The sequence below is a fragment of the Proteus sp. CA142267 genome (assembly GCF_003336825.1).
Lineage (GTDB): Bacteria > Pseudomonadota > Gammaproteobacteria > Enterobacterales > Enterobacteriaceae > Proteus > Proteus terrae.
The window spans coordinates 1-21,224 of the sequence record NZ_QPMG01000014.1 but is presented as its reverse complement, the minus strand read 5'-3'; the positions used below and the strand labels follow the sequence as shown (position 1 = coordinate 21,224).

The 21,224-nt window shown below is 37.7% G+C and carries 25 protein-coding genes and 1 pseudogene; 14 read left to right on the top strand and 12 right to left on the bottom strand.

The features are described 5' to 3' along the window. Positions 1-226: 226 nt before the first annotated feature. Positions 227-535, top strand: a complete 309-nt coding sequence (locus C0T34_RS17100; protein ID WP_098943341.1) for a hypothetical protein — start codon at positions 227-229, stop codon at positions 533-535. Between the two features lie 82 nt (positions 536-617). On the opposite strand, the gene C0T34_RS17095 is transcribed toward C0T34_RS17100, so the two are convergent. The 8 genes from C0T34_RS17095 to rluE form a co-directional block, all read right to left on the bottom strand. After that, positions 618-1,739, bottom strand: coding sequence for a cupin domain-containing protein (locus C0T34_RS17095; protein WP_109850546.1), 1,122 nt, complete (start codon positions 1,737-1,739; stop codon positions 618-620). A 183-nt stretch (positions 1,740-1,922) separates the two neighbouring features. Further along, complete coding sequence (gene phoQ, locus C0T34_RS17090) at positions 1,923-3,386, bottom strand: two-component system sensor histidine kinase PhoQ (RefSeq protein ID WP_109850545.1); 1,464 nt, start codon at positions 3,384-3,386, stop codon at positions 1,923-1,925. A gap of 1 nt (position 3,387) precedes the next feature. Beyond that, positions 3,388-4,062 (bottom strand): two-component system response regulator PhoP, encoded by a 675-nt coding sequence (gene phoP / locus C0T34_RS17085; protein WP_098943335.1) that lies wholly within the window; start codon positions 4,060-4,062, stop codon positions 3,388-3,390. A gap of 214 nt (positions 4,063-4,276) precedes the next feature. Next, positions 4,277-5,647: an adenylosuccinate lyase gene (gene purB / locus C0T34_RS17080; RefSeq protein ID WP_109850544.1), complete on the bottom strand. Its 1,371-nt coding sequence runs from the start codon at positions 5,645-5,647 to the stop codon at positions 4,277-4,279. A 31-nt stretch (positions 5,648-5,678) separates the two neighbouring features. Then, complete coding sequence (hflD, locus tag C0T34_RS17075; protein ID WP_098943331.1) at positions 5,679-6,308, bottom strand: high frequency lysogenization protein HflD; 630 nt, start codon at positions 6,306-6,308, stop codon at positions 5,679-5,681. A gap of 2 nt (positions 6,309-6,310) precedes the next feature. Further along, the gene (gene mnmA, locus C0T34_RS17070; protein ID WP_098943329.1) at positions 6,311-7,414 is read right to left on the bottom strand and encodes a tRNA 2-thiouridine(34) synthase MnmA; all 1,104 of its coding nucleotides are present in this window, start codon (positions 7,412-7,414) and stop codon (positions 6,311-6,313) included. 109 nt (positions 7,415-7,523) lie between these two features. Further along, the gene (locus C0T34_RS17065; protein WP_098943327.1) at positions 7,524-7,973 is read right to left on the bottom strand and encodes an NUDIX hydrolase; all 450 of its coding nucleotides are present in this window, start codon (positions 7,971-7,973) and stop codon (positions 7,524-7,526) included. Beyond that, positions 7,966-8,595, bottom strand: coding sequence for a 23S rRNA pseudouridine(2457) synthase RluE (rluE, locus tag C0T34_RS17060; RefSeq protein WP_109850543.1), 630 nt, complete (start codon positions 8,593-8,595; stop codon positions 7,966-7,968). Before rluE ends, C0T34_RS17065 begins: the two co-directional genes overlap by 8 nt. A 138-nt stretch (positions 8,596-8,733) precedes the next feature. Here rluE and icd point away from each other — a divergent pair, with 138 nt between their 5' ends. After that, entirely contained in the window at positions 8,734-9,987 is a 1,254-nt protein-coding gene (icd, locus tag C0T34_RS17055; protein ID WP_109850542.1) for an NADP-dependent isocitrate dehydrogenase, read from the top strand. Positions 9,988-10,096: 109 nt separating this feature from the next. On the opposite strand, the gene C0T34_RS17050 is transcribed toward icd, so the two are convergent. The 4 genes from C0T34_RS17050 to C0T34_RS17035 form a co-directional block, all read right to left on the bottom strand. Then, entirely contained in the window at positions 10,097-11,230 is a 1,134-nt protein-coding gene (locus tag C0T34_RS17050; RefSeq protein WP_109850541.1) for a site-specific integrase, read from the bottom strand. Beyond that, positions 11,205-11,456: an excisionase gene (locus tag C0T34_RS17045; RefSeq protein WP_109850540.1), complete on the bottom strand. Its 252-nt coding sequence runs from the start codon at positions 11,454-11,456 to the stop codon at positions 11,205-11,207. Before C0T34_RS17045 ends, C0T34_RS17050 begins: the two co-directional genes overlap by 26 nt. Before the next feature lie 85 nt (positions 11,457-11,541). Further along, positions 11,542-12,066 (bottom strand): hypothetical protein, encoded by a 525-nt coding sequence (locus tag C0T34_RS17040; RefSeq protein WP_109850539.1) that lies wholly within the window; start codon positions 12,064-12,066, stop codon positions 11,542-11,544. 284 nt (positions 12,067-12,350) lie between these two features. After that, on the bottom strand, positions 12,351-12,983 hold the full coding sequence (locus C0T34_RS17035; RefSeq protein WP_017628378.1) for a LexA family transcriptional regulator: 633 nt from the start codon (positions 12,981-12,983) through the stop codon (positions 12,351-12,353). A gap of 100 nt (positions 12,984-13,083) precedes the next feature. On the opposite strand from C0T34_RS17035, the gene C0T34_RS17030 reads away from it, so the two are divergent. The 12 genes and pseudogenes from C0T34_RS17030 to C0T34_RS18380 all read left to right on the top strand — a co-directional run. Next, positions 13,084-13,290, top strand: coding sequence for a Cro/CI family transcriptional regulator (locus C0T34_RS17030; protein WP_109850538.1), 207 nt, complete (start codon positions 13,084-13,086; stop codon positions 13,288-13,290). A gap of 37 nt (positions 13,291-13,327) precedes the next feature. After that, the gene (locus C0T34_RS17025; RefSeq protein ID WP_036908083.1) at positions 13,328-13,804 is read left to right on the top strand and encodes a YmfL family putative regulatory protein; all 477 of its coding nucleotides are present in this window, start codon (positions 13,328-13,330) and stop codon (positions 13,802-13,804) included. A gap of 261 nt (positions 13,805-14,065) precedes the next feature. After that, a complete protein-coding gene (locus C0T34_RS17020) occupies positions 14,066-14,245 on the top strand; it encodes a DUF4222 domain-containing protein (RefSeq protein ID WP_109850537.1) in 180 nt (59 codons plus the stop codon). 8 nt (positions 14,246-14,253) lie between these two features. Then, the gene (locus C0T34_RS18385; protein ID WP_239450340.1) at positions 14,254-15,318 is read left to right on the top strand and encodes a helix-turn-helix domain-containing protein; all 1,065 of its coding nucleotides are present in this window, start codon (positions 14,254-14,256) and stop codon (positions 15,316-15,318) included. Between the two features lie 21 nt (positions 15,319-15,339). Next, entirely contained in the window at positions 15,340-16,146 is an 807-nt protein-coding gene (locus tag C0T34_RS17005) for a KilA-N domain-containing protein (RefSeq protein WP_109850536.1), read from the top strand. Further along, the gene (locus C0T34_RS17000; RefSeq protein WP_109850535.1) at positions 16,143-17,168 is read left to right on the top strand and encodes a DUF968 domain-containing protein; all 1,026 of its coding nucleotides are present in this window, start codon (positions 16,143-16,145) and stop codon (positions 17,166-17,168) included. Before C0T34_RS17005 ends, C0T34_RS17000 begins: the two co-directional genes overlap by 4 nt. A gap of 27 nt (positions 17,169-17,195) precedes the next feature. Beyond that, positions 17,196-17,594 (top strand): antiterminator Q family protein, encoded by a 399-nt coding sequence (locus C0T34_RS16995; RefSeq protein WP_109850534.1) that lies wholly within the window; start codon positions 17,196-17,198, stop codon positions 17,592-17,594. 216 nt (positions 17,595-17,810) lie between these two features. Further along, positions 17,811-18,530: a hypothetical protein gene (locus C0T34_RS16990; RefSeq protein ID WP_036894724.1), complete on the top strand. Its 720-nt coding sequence runs from the start codon at positions 17,811-17,813 to the stop codon at positions 18,528-18,530. A gap of 9 nt (positions 18,531-18,539) precedes the next feature. Beyond that, the gene (locus C0T34_RS16985) at positions 18,540-19,652 is read left to right on the top strand and encodes an XRE family transcriptional regulator (RefSeq protein ID WP_109850533.1); all 1,113 of its coding nucleotides are present in this window, start codon (positions 18,540-18,542) and stop codon (positions 19,650-19,652) included. A 307-nt stretch (positions 19,653-19,959) separates the two neighbouring features. Then, a complete protein-coding gene (locus C0T34_RS16980) occupies positions 19,960-20,208 on the top strand; it encodes a hypothetical protein (protein WP_109850532.1) in 249 nt (82 codons plus the stop codon). Positions 20,209-20,679: 471 nt separating this feature from the next. After that, the gene (gene cspA, locus C0T34_RS16975) at positions 20,680-20,892 is read left to right on the top strand and encodes an RNA chaperone/antiterminator CspA (protein WP_006537195.1); all 213 of its coding nucleotides are present in this window, start codon (positions 20,680-20,682) and stop codon (positions 20,890-20,892) included. Positions 20,893-20,899: 7 nt separating this feature from the next. Beyond that, a pseudogene (locus tag C0T34_RS18380) lies at positions 20,900-21,022 on the top strand (cold-shock protein); the annotation flags it as partial. Positions 21,023-21,224: the final 202 nt, after the last annotated feature.

The window sequence follows — 21,224 nt, the reverse complement described above, 5'->3', positions numbered from 1 at the left end:
TAAGTGATATTGATAAAACAAAATAGAATAAATTACTAAAAAGAAATCTAAAATAAATTAGATAGAGTCTCTTAAGTTAAAATAAAATCACTTCATAATAATATGAATGTTAATTATGAGTTTTTCAAACTTAAAATATACGCTATTTTACCGCAATAGATTGATAAATTAGAACAAGTTAATGTCATCTATAATTATTGTAAAATGATAATATAAGGATGGTAGAATGGATGCGACATCAGGGAAATTAGTTAATCCTGTAATTGAAAAACAAATTGATTTAAATAATAAAAAAGAAATGAATATTAATAATGAAAATAAAATGTTAATAAAAACACATGAAAAACAATCATTTATTATTATCTCTAGCTATTTTTTGATAACTTATTTAATCTCATTTTCTCTTTATGCAACAAATAGTAAGCATACGTTATTGCTTTTTTTCTTACAGAGTACATTTTTTGTTGTTATTCCTTTTTTCTTTCGTAATACAAGAGTACTTTTAAAAGAAACGATAAATTATTTAATTCGTTAAGTTATAAAATATTTAATAATAAAAAAAGCCCTGCCATTAATATGACAGGGCTTTATAACTTATTATTGGAAATTAGTAATAATTAATCTTCAAAATACCAATAACCTTGATTAACTAACTGAGTTAATAAACGCACAAATTTGGGATCAGCTAATGCATCGCCCAAGTGTTGTTTAGCAATATAATCATATTGGCAAAGCGCATCCACAGCTTCTATATGATCAGTATCCATCAATTGGCCATTTACAAAACAGTTATCGCCAACACGTAACGCACGAATACCGTTTAAACGATGAAGTTGCTCACCTTGTTGCAGTAAATCGTGAATTTCTGCATTTTCATATAAAGGCTCTGGAACTGCGAGATCAAGTTCATGACGAGATTGAGAAATAAATTCACCAAACCAATGACGGAATACTTCTGGTTGAGCAAGTAAATCTTCCATCATGTCATGGAGTTTATTTAACTCTTGATGTTGCACTAATGCAGGGTTCTCACGCGGTGTTAGATCTGGATCGCTATAACGATAACTACCTAAATCATTTGCTAGCACATAGTCAGCGAAACCACTGAAAAGTTCACGAGCATTAGGAGCTCTGAAACCAACCGAGTAGTTTAGCGATTCTTCAATCGCATAGCCTTCATGTGGGAATCCAGGTGGAATATAAAGAATATCACCCGGTTCTAATTCCTCATCAATAATTGCTTCAAAAGGATCAACTTGAAGCAGATCAGGGTGAGGGCAATGTTGTTTCATTGGGATTTTTTCACCCACACGCCAGCGACGACGACCTTGACCCTGAATAATAAAGACATCATATTGATCAAGGTGTGGGCCTACACCACCACCGGGAACAGAGTAAGAGATCATTAAATCATCAATGCGCCAATCGGGTAACACGCGAAATGGCTTCATTAATGCCGCACTAGGAAAATGCCAGTGATCGACGGCTTGTACAAGTAAAGACCAGTCTTTATCACCAAGTCCTTCAAAGTGCTCAAAAGGCCCGTGTTTGACTCCCCACTGTCCGTCTTGACAGCTTACAAGACGGCTATCTACTTCATCTTCCATTGCAAGACCAGCAAGTTCGTCAGGAGATAAAGGATCAACAAAACGAGAGAAGCCGTTTTTAATTAATAAAGGGCGTTTTTGCCAATGGCTTTCGAGGAATGATTGCCAATCTAAATTAAGTTTATAGTCCATTGTGTATATCCTGAATTCGGGAAGCCTGAAGCCATAGTATAATGAATTCTAATTTCCTGCTAAACATTCCTTTGAGCAATGTGAGTAATAGCGAGTAACACAATAATAATTGAACAGATATCATACATAACGCCGTATATTTGGCAGTAATGAAAAAAGAAAGGAGTGTCTTATCAATAATGATTATTCACGCTCAGTGGTAAGTTGTTGCTCAGCAAAGGTTACGGTGATACGAGTGCCACCTAAAGGGCTATCGGTAATAGTAATTTCACCACTGTATTGTTCAATAATATCTACCGCGATAGATAAGCCTAAACCTTGTCCTGGACGTAGCGTGTCTGCTCTAGTTCCTCGCTGGAAAATAGCCTCTCTTTTTTCGGGGCTGACACCTGGGCCATCATCATCAACAATAATCATTACACTGTTTTCATTATTGCTAACGTTGATTTCAACGAATTCTAAGCAATATTTACAGGCGTTATCCAGAATATTTCCCATCACTTCCATAAAGTCATTTTTCTCACCTAACCACATAATTTCAGGTGAAACATTGAGTGTTAAATCAACCCCTTTTGACTGATAAACTTTACTTAATGCACTACAAAGATTATCGAGTAATCCTGACAACGAATGGAGTTTTCGCGTGGTAATATCGTGATCACCATGAATGGATGCGCGGTGTAGGTAATAACCCATTTGTTGTGAAATTCGTTCAATTTGGTCGAGCATAATAGGTTCAGCTTGCTCTATCGTCATTTGTTTGCCTGATCGCAAAGAGCGTAATGTTGATTGCAACACAGCTAGTGGCGTTTTTAAGCTGTGGGTGAGATCAGATAAACTTGTACGATATTTACTGTAACGACTGCGTTCATTACGCAATAACACATTTAAATTTCGGACTAAGCCTTTTAGTTCGGTTGGCGGGTTTTCATCCAAATCATTGCGAGTCCCTTTTTCTAATGCACTGATTTGTTCAATAACTTGCTTTATGGGTCTTAAACTCCAATGCGCAGCCAACCAAATTAAGGGGACAACTAAAAATAGATTTGCAAGAATGATATATAAGAACCAATCCCAAACCTGACTGACTTTTTGCATACGTTGAGGAATAGGATCGATAACCGCGATTGCCATATAAGGCATATTATCAGCCGCCGGATAATGATTAATCACAACAGAGTGAGTTAAAAATTCATTACTGGAATATTCGTCAAGGCGTTTGAGATAAATACGATATTGCGGTAACTGCTGTAACATTAAACGTGTTGTTTTGACATCAACAGAGATTTCAAATAGGCCTTCTTCATGGCGCCATTTATGTTTAATGCTATCAGGAATAGCTTTCGGTAAGTCGGGCGGCGTCCATAATACACTACCTTTATCATCAAAAATAACCACCAGCGAGGTATTGTTATTATTAAGATTTGTTGGAAATTCAATATTCAGCTTGTTCCTATCCCACTGCGCTAAGCTGTAGTAAAGATTACTTTGACTACGCATCAACATAAAAGTAGTTTTATCCACACTGACAATCGAACCGACAATGGCAACTAACCCATAAGAGAGTGTAAGTGCCAAAATAATGGCACTAGTTGCAAGTAAAAAGCGAGTTCGTAATGAGAGCGGAGAGCGCTGTTTTTTTTGCATATTAAGGTTTCATATCAAAACGGTAGCCTTGCCCACGTACTGTAACTACAACGTCATCAGGGTATTTTTCTAAGATTTTTTTACGTAGTCGACCCATTAGTACATCAATAGTGTGACTCTCTTTTAATTCAGCATCTGGATATAACTGACGCATTAATGCATCTTTACTAACAACTTTATTTTGATTGCGCATCAATGTTTCTAGAATTGTATATTCAAATGCGGTTAACTTAATTTGCTCTCCTGAAATCATGAACTCTTTACGTGATAAATCCAATTCAAAAGATTCAATGACGAGAGTTTGTGATGCAATTCCCATGTTTCTTCGCATTAATGCCTGAATACGTGCAACAATTTCTTCAAAATGAAAAGGCTTTGTCACATAGTCATCAGCACCTGCATTTAATGCTGAGACTTTTTCTTGCCAACTTTCACGCGCCGTTAAGACCATTATTGGTAGGGTAATATTATTCTCTCGCCATCTACGAATAAGGCTAATGCCATCTTCATCTGGCAATCCTAAATCCACAATGGCAACATCAGGTGTACCTTCTGCTATAAAGCTATCTGCTTCTTTGGCATCTTCTGCTGCATCAACCTGATGTCCAGCATCACGAAATTGCACAGATAAGTGATGGCGAAGTAAGATATTATCTTCAATAATTAAGATCCGCATTATTCCACCTTGAGTACAATCAGCAAAAATTCACTGTTGTAAAATAAATACAGGAAATGATAGTCAAACTATCATATAAAAATATGGGCTCATCATAGACAATCTAGCGCTTAAAAAACACTGTATCCAGCAAAGTGTTTAAGTTGTAGATAGTTTTCTCTGTGTTTTGGTTATAAAAAAAGGCAGAAATTATCTGCCTTTTTAGAGAGGGAAATTAGTTTAACTTATCAACAAGTTGAGTTGCAAAACCAATATAGCTTTCAGGTTTCATTGCTTTTAAGCGTACTTTTTCATCTTCTGGTAGTTCTAAACCATCAATGAAAATGGCCATATCTTGTTCTGTAATGCGTTTACCACGAGTAAGCTCTTTTAGTTTTTCGTAAGGTTTTTCAATACCATAACGACGCATTACAGTTTGAATCGGTTCTGCTAACACTTCCCAGTTGCAGTCTAATTCTTCACGAAGATGATTTTCATTCACTTCAAGTTTATTAAGACCTTTCATGGTTGATTGATAAGCAATCAGCGCATAACCGATACCCACACCTAAATTACGCAGTACCGTTGAGTCTGTTAAATCACGCTGCCAGCGAGAAATAGGTAACTTGCTAGAAAGATGTCCCATAACGGCATTTGCTAACCCTAAGTTTCCTTCAGAGTTTTCAAAATCAATTGGGTTTACTTTGTGAGGCATGGTTGATGAGCCAATTTCCCCAGCAATCGTTTTTTGTTTAAAGTGGTTCAGTGCTACGTAACCCCAAATATCACGGTCGAAATCGATCAAGATAGTATTGAAGCGGCTAATACAATCAAAAAGCTCAGCAATATAATCGTGCGGTTCAATTTGAGTTGTGTACGGGTTCCATGTAATACCAAGTGAAGTGACAAATTCTTCACTAAATTGATGCCAATTTACTTCAGGATACGCAGCTAAGTGAGCATTGTAGTTACCCACTGCACCGTTGATTTTACCTAAGATCTCAACTTGTGTTAGTTGACGATATTGGCGTTCCATACGGTAGGCAACGTTAGCAAACTCTTTACCAATTGTAGACGGCGTTGCAGGTTGACCATGAGTACGAGAAAGTAATGGTAAATCACGGTATTCCTGAGCCATTTTACTAATGGTATCAATAATTTCGCGCCATGCAGGTAATAAGATCTCTTGGCGTGCTGTTTCCAACATAATGGCATGAGACAGATTATTAATATCTTCAGAAGTACAAGCAAAGTGAATAAATTCAGAAACCTGATGTAAAGCAGGGATGGTCGCCACTTTTTCTTTTAAGAAATATTCTACGGCTTTTACATCATGGTTAGTGGTACGTTCGATAGTTTTAATACGCGTTGCATCTTCTTCATTGAAGTTAGCAACAATTGCATCAAGGTAATCGTTTGCGTTTTTTTCAAAGGCTGGAACTTCTTTTATGTCGGCGCAAGATGCCAGCTTTTGTAGCCAGCGAACTTCTACCTGTACACGGAATTTCAGAAGACCGAATTCACTAAAAATAGAACGTAACGACGAAGTTTTACTACCGTAACGACCGTCAATCGGTGAAATCGCTGTCAGCGAAGATAATTCCATTGTTGGCAACTCCCAGGTTGAATTTAAAGTATTAACATTGAGCGAGAAAATCATCAGCTTGTCGCAGAATAGTCTTTTGATGCAGTAAAAAATCAAAACGACGACCACCGACTTGACGCCAGAGCACAGCACTACGAATGCCAGTTAATAACAACGCTCTAACTTTAGCTTGAATAATAGGATTCTTTAAAAGATCAATAGAGCCATGAACCTGAATGCGAGGGCCAACAGGGCTAACAGCATCAACATAAACGCCCGCAAGTGCATTAAATACACCTTCAGACATAGGTTCAAAATAACTTTTTTGGCGCTCTAATTGAGAAATTTTTTGCGATAAATGAGAGCTGTAATCATCATTTCTATTGATAAGACGCTCTAGATTGATTAACCCTTGCTGATAAGTCATCAATTCAAGCGTTAGCTTTTCTCTTCTTACCGCCTGATGAATAGCTTTCAGTGTTTGAAAACCTAATTTTAAGTGGCTGATTTGATTGCCATAAACATCTAGTGTTGAAGTTGGGTTGAGATTAAAAACACTGTTAACCATTACTTCAACATCGTTCTCGTTCGCATTACCTTGGTAAGCAATTTGCTGAACGAGACGACTTGCTTGGCAGATGCCTGCCAATGCAAGTGTTATATCACGAAAATCTTTAGCCACATCTACTCCTGAATACGTGTTTCAATGATCCCGCCACCTAAACAGACTTCGTCTTGATAAAAGACGGCTGATTGTCCTGGAGTTACAGCAGCTACAGGATAATCAAAGCGGACTTCAATTTTATCTTCACCTAATGGTGTTACTGTACACTCAATATCAGGTTGGCGATATCGTGTTTTAACAGTACAGCGGAAAGCTTCAGTTATAGGTTCTCTTGATACCCAATGTAACTGCTGAGCAATTAGACCAACAGACATTAATCTTGGATGTTCATGACCTTGAGCGACAACAAGAATATTATTCTCAACATCTTTATCAACTACATACCAAGGATCTTCTCCACCATCTTTAGTGCCACCAATACCTAAACCTTTACGCTGACCTAATGTGTGATACATCAAACCTTGGTGTTCACCAATAGTTTCACCATCAACAGTCACGATAGCACCGGGTTTTGCAGGCAAATAGCGCGATAAGAAATCGGTAAATTTACGCTCGCCGATAAAACAAATACCTGTTGAATCTTTTTTCTTTGCTGTTGCTAAATCAAGCTTTTCAGCAATTTTTCTGACTTCAGGTTTTTCCATTTCACCAACAGGGAAAAGGCTTTGTGCAATTTGCTCATGACTTAATGTGTATAAGAAATAGCTTTGGTCTTTGTTATTATCAACACCGCGAAGTAATTGACTTTTACCATCAATATCGCGACGACGAACGTAGTGACCTGTTGCAATGTAATCAGCACCCAAATCTTCAGCGGCATATTCTAAAAATGCTTTAAATTTTATTTCTTTATTGCACAGAATATCTGGGTTTGGGGTGCGACCAGCTTTATATTCAGATAAAAAATGTTCAAAAACATTATCCCAATATTCAGCGGCAAAATTGATGGTATAGAGCTCAATGCCAAGTTTATCACACACGGCTTGCGCATCGGCAAGATCGGTAGAGGCTGAGCAATATTCTGTATCGTCGTCTTCTTCCCAGTTCTTCATAAACAGACCAACGACCTGATATCCCTGTTCCTTAAGAAGATAGGCTGAGACGGATGAATCTACGCCACCGGACATTCCTACGATGACTTTTTTTTGGCTGTTATCTGACATGACTGGATCTCACTGCGGAAAAATAAGCGCCATACTTTACCATATCACTGACATAGGTGCATCAAGTCTTACTCTGTTTTTGATGCTTTGTTTTTTCCTTTTCTATTATTTAGTTAAAGGGGATTCCAAAGCTACTCAAGATAGAGAGGGGATAGCGTTCACCTTGTTGATAACATAACAGGCTTTCCCTCACCAGCGGTGAACGTAGTTGCTGGCTATGAATAATTTCATCAGCACTAACCCAGAGACAACAATTAATATCGCTATCTTGAGGTTGTGTTTCAAATTGTTCTTGCGCCTCAATAAGAAAAAGAAAACGTAAAAAAGGGGTTTTATCCGGCGCAATCCATTGATGTAATTTAAGAAAATGTTGAACCGGAAGTGTTAACCCTGTTTCTTCCCATAATTCACGCTGAACAGCCTGAATAAGTGTTTCATTGGCTTCAAGATGCCCAGCAGGTTGATTCCATGTCGCTTTTCCATTGACCGTTTCTTCAACAACGAGAAATTTATTCTGTGCATGAACGATACACGCGACAGTCACATGAGGTTTAAACAAAATCAATCTCCTTCCATTCACCGGGTAATAAGTTATCCAATGTAATATTTCCCATACTAAAGCGGATCAAACGTAATGTTGGATAACCAATATGAGCGGTCATTCGTCTCACTTGACGGTTTTTGCCTTCAAATAACGTTATTTTTAACCAAGTTGTCGGGATAGTTTGACGTTCTCTAATTGGAGGATTTCTCTTCCATAGCCATTCGGGCTGTTCAACTATTTCGACTTGCGCAGGTAATGTTTTGCCGTCTTTAAGCTCTAACCCATCTCTAAATTGTTGTAATGAGGCCACACTTGGAGTGCCTTCAACCTGAGCATAGTAGGTTTTTCCTGTTTTTTTACCCGGTTGTGTTAATTTTGCTTGTAGCTTCCCATCATTTGTTAAGACTAAAAGTCCTTCACTATCTCTATCTAAACGTCCTGCTGCATAAATATCACGAATAGGAATAAAATCTTTTAGTGTTTTTCTGCCATTTTCATCCGTAAATTGCACAAGAACATCGAAGGGCTTGTTGAAGATAACGACTTTACGCTCACCTCTTGGGCGCACTGGTTTTCTTTGTGCTGATGGAGTGTAGTGTTTTCTCGATTTAGCGCTATTTTTAAGTTGATTTGCCATAGTTAATTTTTGTAAAAAATGGGAGATTGATTATACCTTAAAAGAGAAGCGATTGGCGTTAGCTGAATAATCAAGTAGTATTGACAGGTCTCTTACAAAAAATTAACAAAGCGTGCGCTTACATGAAAGGAGAGGTAAATGGAAAGCAAAGTAGTTGTTCCGGCTAATGGCGCTAAAATTACACTAGATGCTAAAGGTAAGCTTGTTGTTCCAAATAATCCGATTATCCCTTATATTGAAGGGGATGGTATCGGTATCGATGTCACGCCAGCAATGTTAAAAGTTGTTGATGCAGCAGTTGAGAAAGCTTACGGCAAAGAGCGTAAGATTGAGTGGATGGAAGTTTACACCGGTGAAAAATCAACGCAGGTTTATGGTAAAGATGTTTGGCTACCAGAAGAAACCTTAGATCTTATCCGTGAATATCGTGTTTCTATTAAAGGTCCTCTTACTACCCCAGTTGGCGGTGGTATCCGTTCGTTAAACGTTGCATTACGTCAACAACTAGACCTCTATATTTGCCTACGTCCAGTACGTTATTACAAAGGCACTCCTAGCCCAGTTAAACAACCTGAACTAACTGATATGGTTATCTTCCGTGAGAACTCAGAAGATATCTATGCAGGTATTGAGTGGAAAGCGGGCTCAGCAGAAGCGGATAAAGTTATTAAATTTCTACAAAATGAAATGGGTGTAACCAAAATTCGCTTCCCACAAGATTGCGGTATTGGTATCAAACCTTGCTCAGAAGAAGGAACTAAGCGCTTAGTTCGTGCTGCAATTGAATACGCTATCGATAACGATCGTGATTCAGTTACATTGGTACACAAAGGTAATATTATGAAATTTACCGAAGGTGCCTTTAAAGACTGGGGTTATGAGTTAGCACGCGAAGAATTCGGTGGTGAATTATTAGATGGCGGTCCTTGGGTTAAAATCAAGAATCCAAAATCAGGTAAAGAGATCATCGTTAAAGATGTTATTGCCGATGCATTCTTACAACAAATCCTGTTACGCCCAGCAGAGTATGATGTAATCGCATGTATGAACCTTAATGGTGACTATATTTCCGATGCATTAGCGGCTCAAGTAGGCGGTATCGGTATTGCTCCGGGCGCAAATATTGGTGATGAATGTGCTTTATTTGAAGCAACACACGGTACAGCACCAAAATATGCAGGCCAAGATAAAGTTAACCCAGGCTCTATCATTCTTTCCGCAGAAATGATGTTACGCCACATGGGTTGGACAGAAGCTGCTGACTTAATCATTAAAGGTATGGAAGGCGCGATTGCCGCTAAGACTGTCACTTATGATTTCGAACGTCAGTTAGAAGGCGCTAAACTGCTGAAATGTAGCGAGTTTGGTGACGCGATTATCAAACATATGTAATTGTTGACTTGATAAATAGTTAACGGGAGCTTATTAGTTCCCGTTTATTTTTTGTACTATAAAATTCTTCCCCAAAATATCCCCAAAACTCTTCCCCAAAACTGTTCAATTAAACAGCAATAATTTGCCATTCTTTGCCTCTATCGTCGTGGTACTTATCGGTCATATTTTGTGTTTTATGCCCCAATAATTTTTGTGTATTAATTCCTTGCTCACGATAAAGTCGCTCAGATAAAGAACGTTGTTCATGGAAAGTAGGTGCCGTACCTTTTTCCCAAGTTAACCCACATTTATCTCGCGCTTTTTTAAACGTTGTGGTTAATGTATTTGGTGTGACTTGTTCGCCTCGTTTTGCTTGTGCGGTGGTATGCCGATAATGCACGAGATATTTACTTACAACAGCATCACGACATTGAGCAACGACATCCCTTAAAGAGAGATTGATAGCCTCACATTTAAGCGAGAGAGGGATGGCCAACTTACTGCCTGTTTTCTCTTGCTGTACATGTAACATGTCATCCCAGATATCAGAGAATTTCATTTTACAGATATCACCGATCCGCTGACCTGTGGTTAAGGCCAGCAACATGCCACATTGCAAGTAAGGAGGGTGGTTCTTAGCTTGCTGGTAAATAGTGCGCCATTCGTCCAATGTCATGCGTTCTCTTTTCACTCGGTTCCGTGGTTGTTTAGTTGCTTTCGCAGGATTGTAACCAGGCGGAACATAGCCAGCATGTTGAGCTTCTTTAAATACATCAATAAGCACCATGCGAACGACCTGAGCCATTCTTGAATGCCCTAATACTTTGACGGAATCTATTATTTCAGCAATATCTAAAGCAGTTATCTCTTTTAATATTTTCGTACCACAATACTGACGGAATAAATTAATAGGTTTCATTTTTTGTCGATAAGAATTAATTTTTAATTCACCGATATCTAATCTTTCTTTTTGAATATCTAAATATTTATCTATCCATATATCGACAGATATTTCAGACTTGTTTGTCTTAATTTTTGATAACCGTTCATTAATACTTAATAACTGTCGAGTATGTTGTTCAGCAATAATTGTATTGGCCTGAATGGCAGTTTCTCTCGCTTCTTGCTCGTCGGTGCCCAAGCTATGAAATTTACCAGTGATGGGATGTTTATATTGCCAATAAATTTTGCCGTTACGTTTATCTAGCTTTCGATATAGATTAGGGATGATAATTTTATGGGTTCGTGGTCGGGCAGCCATCTGTAATTATCCTCTTAAGTCGTTCCGTTGATTTAGTAGGAATTTGAGGGAGAGATAGATAACCCACATAACGAGCCTCTCTATCAACCATCCACTTGCGGCCAACTTTCATTGCAGGTGGTGCAATAAGGTTATTCTTTGCGTATTTTTGTAATACCGTTATGCAAGGAGAGGCATCTCCAAATTCCAACCTTGCCCACGCTTCAAGAGTCACCATTCTTGACATATTTTCTCTCCATACTGCCGTATACAGTTTAAATAGACGTTAATTATGCTGGTGGTATTTATTTAAACTTTTTAGAACTGTTTATTTAGCTCCTTTTACTTAATTCATTAAATCTACGTAAAAATAAAACTTTGGCTTGTAGTGGGGTTAATGGATTAACAATAAAATCACTCGTAGGAATACCTTCAAGCATTAGCCAATTACTACCCACATCAATTTCTAAATCTCGTTTTTCGGTTGCTAACATCATTAAGTCGGCTAAATGCACAGCGTCCGACATAACGGATGGCAAGTTATATTTTTGACGAATAACAGCATCAATTCTTTTTTCTATCTCCTTATATTCAGGTAATAGCTTTTTAAGCGGTGATGGCAGATCTTTTACATAGGCTTCACTGGCATCATGAAGTAAGGCTTCTAAAGCATATTCAGGTGCAACTAAATAGCTGACATATACCGAGTGTTGAGCAACAGAATAGAAATTATCAATCTGCCCATTAAAGCGACATTCATTAGCTAAACCCGTCGCAATGTCTTGAATATCTATATCCTCGATCCGTACATCGAGGTAATAGAAGTGCTTATTCGTTGCAGTTGCAATATAAGACATTATTCTCTCCACATAATTTAAGTAATAAAAATCCCTCTCGAATTAATCGAGATTAAGTTTCCCTGATGTTGGTTAATGGTAAATTCAAATAAAGACTTATTTTTTATGTTTCAATTATTGAACTTGATTATTGCTTACCTCAAGTTGTGGCGGTTTCTGCTGTTTTCTATGAAGTGGGAAAGACTCTTCATCTAATACTAAGTTTTGTTAGAATTAAATCTAATAAAACTTATATTTTATGTCAACACAAATCTAAGTAAATTTAGATTTGTGTGATGGTGAGATTACAATTCGTACTGAACACCCTTTACAACACCAACAATTTCACAATTGCCATTGATCGGGATGTTTGGATAGCGGGGATTGAGTGGAGATAGGTATTTATTAGGGCCATCAATAATTAATTTTTTAATTGTTACCTCGTCACTTCCTGTAAGGCGAGCGACTACAATTTTGCCACTAATTGCCTCTGCTGCGGGATCAACAATAACTTTCGCACCTTCTGGAATAGAAGGCATACCCGAAGGATTAGTCATCGAATCACCTCTTACTGTAAGGGCGAAGCTTGAAGGTGATACCTTTAAAGAAGTTTCTAGATATTCCAACGTTTCATCATAAATCTCTGTTGCTAGGTATTCAGTGAATTTACCAGCTTGTACATATGACAAAACGGGAAGTTTTCTCATTGTTGTAATCACAGAAATATTTTCCTTCGATGATATGCCGTAAAGGATGTAAGACTCAGTTGTATTAAAAAACTGGGCAAGCTTTATTAGGGCATCACCATTTGGCAAATTAAGATCTTTTTCCCAATAGCCAACCGCAACACCCGATACGCCACAGTATTTCCCTAGTTCATTTTGTGTCGTCTTGGTTGTCTTACGAAGCTTTTTTATTCTGCTTCCAACAGTATCCATTTTCATTCCGAGGTTAGTTTTTAACTAAGTTATCTTAGTTTTTATTGATAAAAGAAAACTTATATTTTAATATCTAATAAAACTTATATTGGAGGTGCTTATGACAACTAATGAAGTTGAAGTTTACTTTGGTGATGCTAGCAAAGTCGCTAGTTTTTTTAAAATTACGCCAGAAGCCTTTTATCAATGGAAGAAAAGACCAGGTCAATTAATACCTAAAAATCGAGCAATTGAAGCTGACTTACTAACTGAGGGAAAACTTAAATATAACCCTGAACTTTATAGAAAAAATATCAAAATAGCATAAGGCAATTAACTACCAATAAAAGATAGAGCAGGTAGATATGAGCAAACATTCAATTAAAGAAGTTATTAAAGAAATGTGCAAAGCACTGCCGGGTGGACGTTCTGCTATGGCAGGGGCTTTAGGTATGTCACTCGAGACGTTTAATAACAAGTTATACGAAAAAAATGGCTGTCGTTTCTTTGATATTGATGAACAAGAAGCCATGGAAGACATTTCAGGCACTAAGTTGCTGGTGGAATATCACCTAGATCGTCATGGCATGAGTGCATTACCAAAAATAGAAGCGGAAAAGATAGATCAAGTAGAGCTATTTGATATGCGAATGACATTGGCTGCTATGCAAGGATCACTCGCCGTTTTAATTCAAGAAAGCCTTGTTGATGGTGTTTTAACGGATGAAGAAATAGGGCGTATTTATCGAAAAGCAGGGAAAGTTTTTGCATATGCAATTGGGTTCTTGGATTCACTGAAAGTGTTATACGGTGAAAAACAGGAAGCGACTAAGAAAGGGTGAAGCCAAAGGTATACGGCCTCTGGCTTCGATTGCCAATTTCAATTATGTGAAGAGAAATAAGCATGAGTAGATTAGCGCATCTAATACCTAAAAAGCAATTTCGCTGTTTACCCTTAACTAAAGAGGGAACATTTCGCTATGTAGAAAGCATACCGAGTGACAATCGATCACACAACTACCGAAAAAATATCGATTTGGTAGATAAGAGGACACTGAAAAAGTCATGGGCTGATTTCTATTTCTTGAGTGGAGGAAAATGCAATGCGAAATGAAGATCCCAATTGTCTTGATCGCTATTACAGAAACCCTCGAGGGCTCCTTGTTCATGTCATTCGTTATGATCGACAAAAACAGCGCGTTATTTTTATGATTGATGGTTGTGAATACGAACAATGCGAGCCGGTTCAAAGATTTAAAGAGAGATATACCCGAGTTAAGTGAGGCCTCTTATGAGTGTTAAATTATCTAGTTATGTTTGGGATGGTTGCGCCCATGCAGGTTTAAAACTCACATCAGTCGCTATCATGGCAAGATTAGCTGATTTTTCTAATGATGAAGGTATTTGTTGGCCTTCTGTTGTGACGATTGCACGTCAAATTGGTGCGGGTGAAAGCACGGTGCGCACGGCAATAAAACAGTTGGAAAAAGAAGGGTGGTTAACCAGCGAAAAGCGTAGAAAAGGCAATCGCAACGCAAGCAATATTTATCAGCTGAATGTAGAAAAACTATACCAATCAGCCAAGAAAGCGCTTTCTCAACCAACAAAATCTGACGTGTCAAAACCTGACACATCAGGATCTGACCCATCAAAATTTGTTGCATCAAATTCTGTACCCTCAGAATCGAGCAAAAATAGGGATTTTGACCCGCCAGCTCCTGAGGGCGATCCATCAGTAACTTCAAAATATGATCCATTAATAAATCATTCTTCGTCGCAGAATTCTGGCGAATCCAGCGACCAGCCCAAAAATGATTTTTTAACTCGTTATCCTGAAGCTGTGATTTACAGCGCCAATTTTCAAAAATGGGGCTCCGCTGACGATTTGAAGTGCGCTAAATGGCTATTCAGTCGTAAATGCGAAGTGTTTCAAGAGATGGGATTAAAAACGCCTAAAGAGCCCAATTTCACTGATTGGGCTAATGATATTCGCTTAATGACAACGATTGATGGGCATACTCACAAAGAAATTTGCCAGTTCTATAAACGAATTACACAAGATGATTTTTGGAAAAAGAATGTTCAGTGTCCTCGTACACTCAGGGCTCAATGGGATGATTTAACCTTACGTTTGGCGGGTAAGAAAAAAATCACCATCGACTCCGTAGAGCGTGATGAAACATTCCGGCTCATCTGGGGTACGGGTTGGAAACCTAAAAATAAAATCCAAGAATTAGCCGCTATTCAGGCAAAGAAAAATGGTCTAGGTCGAATGAATGAGGTTGCAGGTTTAGCTGCGTGGCGAGGTATTTGGCAACAAGTCGCGGAACAAGTTGCTCAGGAAGTTTTGCTATAAACGAGAGTGGAGAAAAATAACATGAATGGATTAATTGTTATTGATGGTGTTCAAATTCGTCGAGATATCGCGGGGCGCTATTGTTTAAATGATCTTCATCGAGTCTCAGGTGGTGAAAAACGGCATCAACCTTCGAATTGGAATGCCTTGACTCAAACCAAAGAATTGGTTGATGAAATTTCAACCGCTCCTGAGATCACAGGAGCGGTTCCCATTGTGACCATTGTTGGTGGGCTTAACCAAGGAACATATGTTTGCAAAGAATTAGTGTATGCCTATGCAATGTGGATAAGCCCATCATTTCATTTAAAAGTGATCCGTACTTTTGATGCATTGATAACACAGCAACACGGCGAAAAGTTAGCCGATAAAGTTCAAGCTGGAGTCATACTGCTTGAATCGATGGCAAAGAGCCTGAATTTCTCAAACTCTTCGAAATTAGGGGCGTATCAAAAATTACAAGCCATGGCAGGCTTACCCGAATTAGCCCCTGTGTATGCGATTGATGCGCCAAGCGGATCAATGGATGGTTCAAGTCGTCCAACAGTAGCTTTATCAACACTGATTAGAAAACACCAATTACCTATTTCAGCGCAACAAGCTTATAAACGATTAGCCGATCTTGGCATTGTTAAACGTTTATCTCGTCCAAGTACGAAAACCGCAAACAAAGTGAAAGAGTTCTGGTCTGTGACTGCTCGAGGTTGTCAGTTTGGGAAGAACATGACCAGCCCTAATAATCCTCGTGAAACCCAACCCCATTTTTTTGAAAGTAAAACGGATGAATTGATCCGTATGGTGATGCTGAATAAGCAGGTGAGTGCATGAAATTACTATTAACACCCTATATTCAGCCCGATCTTGGCGTTGTTTTATTGAAGCCTGAAGCGGAGTTGCTTGAGCAACTTAAACAACATTCTCGTGTGATTATTAGTGATGTACCAAAGAGTTTAAATAAATGGCCTTCTGGTGCATTAACAGGGAACGAACAACCATTATTGAATAACAAGGACATTATTGGCTTTTTGAATAATGAAAAAGTGATCCAAGCTATGGGCGGGTTGGCATCGATGAATATGTGGATAGGCAGGAATATCCATTCCTGCCAGATTAACGATGAGCATGACAGTTATCATCATCATGAATTAACAACCACATGGCATAAAGACGGTGTGATACGAACCTGTTGGTATCATGATAATCATATTCGTAATTTATCGGCGGAGTGGGTTGCTGAATTAGCATATAAAAATCGTATTGCTTGGATGATAGACACTATTCGCAGTCGTTTGAGATTAGATGATAGCCATTCGCTGACGATACCTGATTTTTTTGCTTTTGCCGTGATGCATAAACTGGTTGATAAATTACCTGATGCCATATTGCGCCGTATTCTAAATTGGCCTGATAAAACTAAAGAGCGCAGGGTGCATGGCGGTTTTCCTGAAGCTGATATTGTTCCCAATGAAGTGACAGCACTATCAGCAATGAATGCGTGTTTAGATGCTATAAAACCCGTTATTAATGTAGCTGTCGATCCTGAACCTCCAGCCTCATTTCTTCTTAAACCTAAAATGCGGCGTTGGGAGAATACCCAATGGCTTCAATGGGTAAAAACACAGCCTTGTTGTGTTTGCGGACAACAAGCTGATGACCCACATCATATCATCGGCCATGGTATGGGAGGCATGGGAACGAAAGCTCATGACTTATTCACTATCCCATTATGTCGTCAACATCATGATGAATTGCATCGTGATCCCAAGTTGTGGGAAGCCACTTATGGCAATCAAATCGAATTGTTATTTTCTTTTTTAAACCGTTCATTAGGAATGGGAGCATTGGTTTAACGTGTATACGGCACGGGGAGTATTAGTATGAGAGATATGCAGGAAGTTTTATCGCGTTGGGGTGCGTGGTCAGCTAATGAGGGAAATAGTATCGATTACTCATCAATTGCCGCAGGTTTTAAAGGATTAATTCCAAGCTCAAGACGAAGCCGAGAGCAATGTTCTGATGATGATGGCTTAAAAATCAATAAAGCGGTATTACATTTAAAGGTAAATAATAGTTACTTGTTTCAGTTGGTTATTATGTACTACGTGAAGAATTATCCTTTGCGTTCAATGGCTTCAAAACTCGGTATTTCTCATAACGAAGTGGCTAAGCGATTGCAGACAGCGGAAGGCTTTATTGAGGGATGTCTATCGGTTGATAACGTAAAATTAGACATGGATAAAATAATTAGAAAGCACCACATTTATGGTCTTGCGTAATTACAAAGCACAATATATTGTGTTCATAATGGTTTTGATGTTACATCGCTTATCAATTAAAAACCTCGTGAGTATAACGGGGTTGTATTAAGACTTCCTAAATTTCAATTCTATTTTACAAGACAAATGCTTTTCTGTGAATTTATCCAGTTATTTTCTTGTTTTTTAACCTCAAATGAGGTATAAAAAATAGAAAATTATAGCGAGGCTAATTTGATGCAAGCATTTAATCTTACAAAACCTACAGTGTTGTCAGATTCTGATGTGGTGGAATCTTACTTACAATCTATGAATCTTAGTCTTCACGATCTTACCCGCATTTTTGAACGGGGTCTATCCGGGCGTTATTCAACAACGCGAAATCACCCTTTAATTTCTAGAGGGCAGTATTTTTATGGAGAAGCAGTGAGTGGAGCTAGGGATATTCTTGCATCTAGGGGATATAAAGGATTATCTCTAAGAAATGTTGAATTGACGGTTGATAAAAATCACGCAATTTATATTTGTCGTGGCTGTAATCAAACGGGGCTTATTAATGGATATCCAGAATCCCGTATGAAAAAAGGGGATTTTACCTGTGATTTAATGGGGCTTATTCGCAATAATAATCCTGGTCAAGGCATATTAGAACTGAACGATAATCAACTAAAAATAGATTTTGGCCTTTCGAATGAAGACATTACCCCACCTTTACCTAATAAAATTGGATTAGATTTATGGTTTTTGTTGTATGATTTCGATAAGACTGACGAATATGGGCGTGTTGGTATTCGAGCCGAACTTTCGAGACCAATTTCTTATAATGATAAGAATATAGTAAATAGTTTTTCTACACGTTTGATATTAGATATTCACCAACCAGAACCGATTATCCAAGGTAGAGATACACCACAGTTTACCCAGGATATTGAACTTGATATTTCCAAAGTAGGTTAAGTATGTACCATGTTTAATTCAGAGTGTTTGCGTATAGCCAGAGAGCGGAGAGGCTTGACACAAAGGGCGTTAGCTGAGGAGGCAGGATTAACTAGTAAGACAATTTCTAATTATGAAAAAGCAGGTATTTTTGAGCCTATTGCAAGTGATAGCATGGAGAGGATATCAGCTGTTCTTGGTTATCCCATAGAGTTTTTTCTTGATAGAGATATCCCTTCTTTATCAACAGAAGCTGTGAGTTTTCGCGCAATGACAAAACTGAGTGCTCAAAAAAGAGATTCGGCGCTTAGTGCTGGAAAGTTGGCGCAAGAGTTGTCCATGTGGATTGATAATAAGTTTACCTTACCTAAGGTAAATGTGCCTAATTGTAGTTTTGATAGCTACTTAGAACCAGAACATGCTGCTAGAGCAGTTAGAGAAAGTTGGGGTATAGGTGAGTTATCAATATCTAATGTAATTCATTTGCTTGAAGCCAATGGTATAAAAGTTTTTTCTTTAGCTGAAAATTGTCTTGAAGTTGATGCTTTTTCATTCTGGATGGATGAAAAACCTTTTGTACTTTTAAATACAATGAAAACACCGGAACGTAGTCGTTTTGATGCGGCGCATGAATTAGGTCATTTAGTTCTTCATAAACATTCTAGTAATAATGGGCGACAAGCTGAATTAGATGCAGATCGTTTTGCATCAGCATTTCTAATGCCTGAACGTAGTATTTTAGCGACAATTCCAAGAATGCCTCCATTAGAATTATTAATTTCCATGAAAAAGAATTGGAAAGTTTCTTTAGCCGCGTTGGTACGGCGTACATTTGATGTTGGGTTATCTAGTGAATGGCATTATAGACAATTATCTATTGAGTTAGCTCGGCGTGGTTATCGAACTAGTGAACCTGAAGGAATGCCCGGACGTGAAAAATCCTTAATATTAGATAAGGTATTTTCTACATTACGTTCTCAAGGGGTTAAACGAGGTGAAATATTAAAACAATTAAGATTACCAATTGATGAGCTGAGCGCATTGACTTTTAATAATAATTTCTTTATGGAAGCAATTAGTGGTAATGAAGAAATACAGAGATCTAAAAATAAATTCACACCAAAATTACAATTAATTAAGTAATTGTTATCGTGTGTAGATATGGCTACTCATATTTTTTATGTGTAGCTATAATTGTTTTATAAAGTCCATAGATTATAAAGCTTGAGGAGACGGAAGGTGTTTATTGAAGATTGGCTTACACAATTCAAGATATTATTGCTGATGAGAAGGAATTGATTTCTATTCATTACGCTCTTATATAGTATACTTTATGAGCCTTGCTATTCGCTATGAATAAAGGTTTTCAATAGTGTATATGGCTCTATTTGTAAAATATGGAGTTTATCTTGGAAGTAAAATTTCATGAATTAAAAGAGGATTGATTAATATGGCTATCAGTGAAAAGGATATTGTTGTTGGTGGAGTTTACAAGACTCCAAATAATCAAGAGCGTGTTGTACTAGTAATTGATAATGAAAAAGTAAAATATGCTTCTCGGGGTGGAAATGTAAAAAATTCATTTGATCATACGAATAAATCTCAGCTAACTCGTTTTGCAAATGCATGTTCTGAGAGAATTGAAAATTTGCCATCAGATGAATTTGATAAACTCCAAAAACGGTTTCAAGCTAATTAATAATTTGTTCAAACTGACCAGGCAGATAATTGTATAAATAACCAATTACTGCCGGAATTGATATTATGGTAATAATAATGATTCCCATTAATGTATCGATCTTAAATTAGGTTGCTTTGGTATCTTTTTCGTCTATGCCGACTAGAGAATCAATACCCACATCACATTCACTCAAGAGCTTTGAGTAGGCGTCTTATTAATTAAAATTTAGTAGGGTTTTATTTTTGATAGTACACAAGTGGTTTCATCGCTAAAAAATAAAGTTTGCTATCTGAATTTTTCTATGGCTTAATAGCGTCACTGGTTTGGAAGTACAGACCTATTTATGTTAGTAAGTTTAAAGTTGTTCCCGTTTAGCGTTATCCTCGATACCTCTTCATTGTGAATTCCTTCTAATTAATACCCATAAGTAAAAATACAAAACAAACCGCATATGCCTTATGGCAAATTAAATAAATTAAAGGAAATTCTATGTCTAATACAATGACTGGTACAGTAAAATGGTTCGATGAAGGTAAAGGTTTTGGTTTTATTACTCCAGCTGATGGCAGCAAAGATGTCTTCGTACATTTCTCTGCAATCCAAAGTGATAACTTCAAAACATTAGCGGAAGGCCAACAAGTTTCATTCACCATGGAAAATGGTATGAAAGGCCCAGCAGCAGGCAACGTGGTGGCTCTCTAAAGGCGCTATTACTATTCGCCTCTATTTTAAATGCCCTTGTTGTAGCAGTTCACAATATAGAACATCACAATTTGATGTCACAGTGAACAATCCACACGGCGCAAAATGTATTTTTTGTAAGACTGTAATGGCTGCTCAAATGAGTTAAGCGTTAAATAGTTGAATATATAGAACCTCGCTTTGGCGGGGTTTTTTTGTTGCTTAAATTTAAAGATGATCCCTTTATATTTTAAAACGTACATATTCATTAGTGTGTGGTAAACTTAGGAAAGTAAACATACCTCATTGCTATCAACAGCAAACCTTGCATTTGCAAGTTTTTATCGAAAATA

Coding starts and splice junctions, on each gene's coding strand:
- C0T34_RS17100 (WP_098943341.1), top strand. CDS start 227: ATGGATGCGACATCAGGGAAATTAGTTAATCCTGTAATTGAAAAACAA.
- C0T34_RS17095 (WP_109850546.1), bottom strand. CDS start 1,739: ATGGACTATAAACTTAATTTAGATTGGCAATCATTCCTCGAAAGCCAT.
- phoQ (WP_109850545.1), bottom strand. CDS start 3,386: ATGCAAAAAAAACAGCGCTCTCCGCTCTCATTACGAACTCGCTTTTTA.
- phoP (WP_098943335.1), bottom strand. CDS start 4,062: ATGCGGATCTTAATTATTGAAGATAATATCTTACTTCGCCATCACTTA.
- purB (WP_109850544.1), bottom strand. CDS start 5,647: ATGGAATTATCTTCGCTGACAGCGATTTCACCGATTGACGGTCGTTAC.
- mnmA (WP_098943329.1), bottom strand. CDS start 7,414: ATGTCAGATAACAGCCAAAAAAAAGTCATCGTAGGAATGTCCGGTGGC.
- rluE (WP_109850543.1), bottom strand. CDS start 8,595: ATGGCAAATCAACTTAAAAATAGCGCTAAATCGAGAAAACACTACACT.
- icd (WP_109850542.1), top strand. CDS start 8,734: ATGGAAAGCAAAGTAGTTGTTCCGGCTAATGGCGCTAAAATTACACTA.
- C0T34_RS17050 (WP_109850541.1), bottom strand. CDS start 11,230: ATGGCTGCCCGACCACGAACCCATAAAATTATCATCCCTAATCTATAT.
- C0T34_RS17045 (WP_109850540.1), bottom strand. CDS start 11,456: ATGTCAAGAATGGTGACTCTTGAAGCGTGGGCAAGGTTGGAATTTGGA.
- C0T34_RS17040 (WP_109850539.1), bottom strand. CDS start 12,066: ATGTCTTATATTGCAACTGCAACGAATAAGCACTTCTATTACCTCGAT.
- C0T34_RS17035 (WP_017628378.1), bottom strand. CDS start 12,983: ATGGATACTGTTGGAAGCAGAATAAAAAAGCTTCGTAAGACAACCAAG.
- C0T34_RS17030 (WP_109850538.1), top strand. CDS start 13,084: ATGACAACTAATGAAGTTGAAGTTTACTTTGGTGATGCTAGCAAAGTC.
- C0T34_RS17025 (WP_036908083.1), top strand. CDS start 13,328: ATGAGCAAACATTCAATTAAAGAAGTTATTAAAGAAATGTGCAAAGCA.
- C0T34_RS17020 (WP_109850537.1), top strand. CDS start 14,066: ATGCGAAATGAAGATCCCAATTGTCTTGATCGCTATTACAGAAACCCT.
- C0T34_RS18385 (WP_239450340.1), top strand. CDS start 14,254: ATGAGTGTTAAATTATCTAGTTATGTTTGGGATGGTTGCGCCCATGCA.
- C0T34_RS17005 (WP_109850536.1), top strand. CDS start 15,340: ATGAATGGATTAATTGTTATTGATGGTGTTCAAATTCGTCGAGATATC.
- C0T34_RS17000 (WP_109850535.1), top strand. CDS start 16,143: ATGAAATTACTATTAACACCCTATATTCAGCCCGATCTTGGCGTTGTT.
- C0T34_RS16995 (WP_109850534.1), top strand. CDS start 17,196: ATGAGAGATATGCAGGAAGTTTTATCGCGTTGGGGTGCGTGGTCAGCT.
- C0T34_RS16990 (WP_036894724.1), top strand. CDS start 17,811: ATGCAAGCATTTAATCTTACAAAACCTACAGTGTTGTCAGATTCTGAT.
- C0T34_RS16985 (WP_109850533.1), top strand. CDS start 18,540: ATGTTTAATTCAGAGTGTTTGCGTATAGCCAGAGAGCGGAGAGGCTTG.
- C0T34_RS16980 (WP_109850532.1), top strand. CDS start 19,960: ATGGCTATCAGTGAAAAGGATATTGTTGTTGGTGGAGTTTACAAGACT.
- cspA (WP_006537195.1), top strand. CDS start 20,680: ATGTCTAATACAATGACTGGTACAGTAAAATGGTTCGATGAAGGTAAA.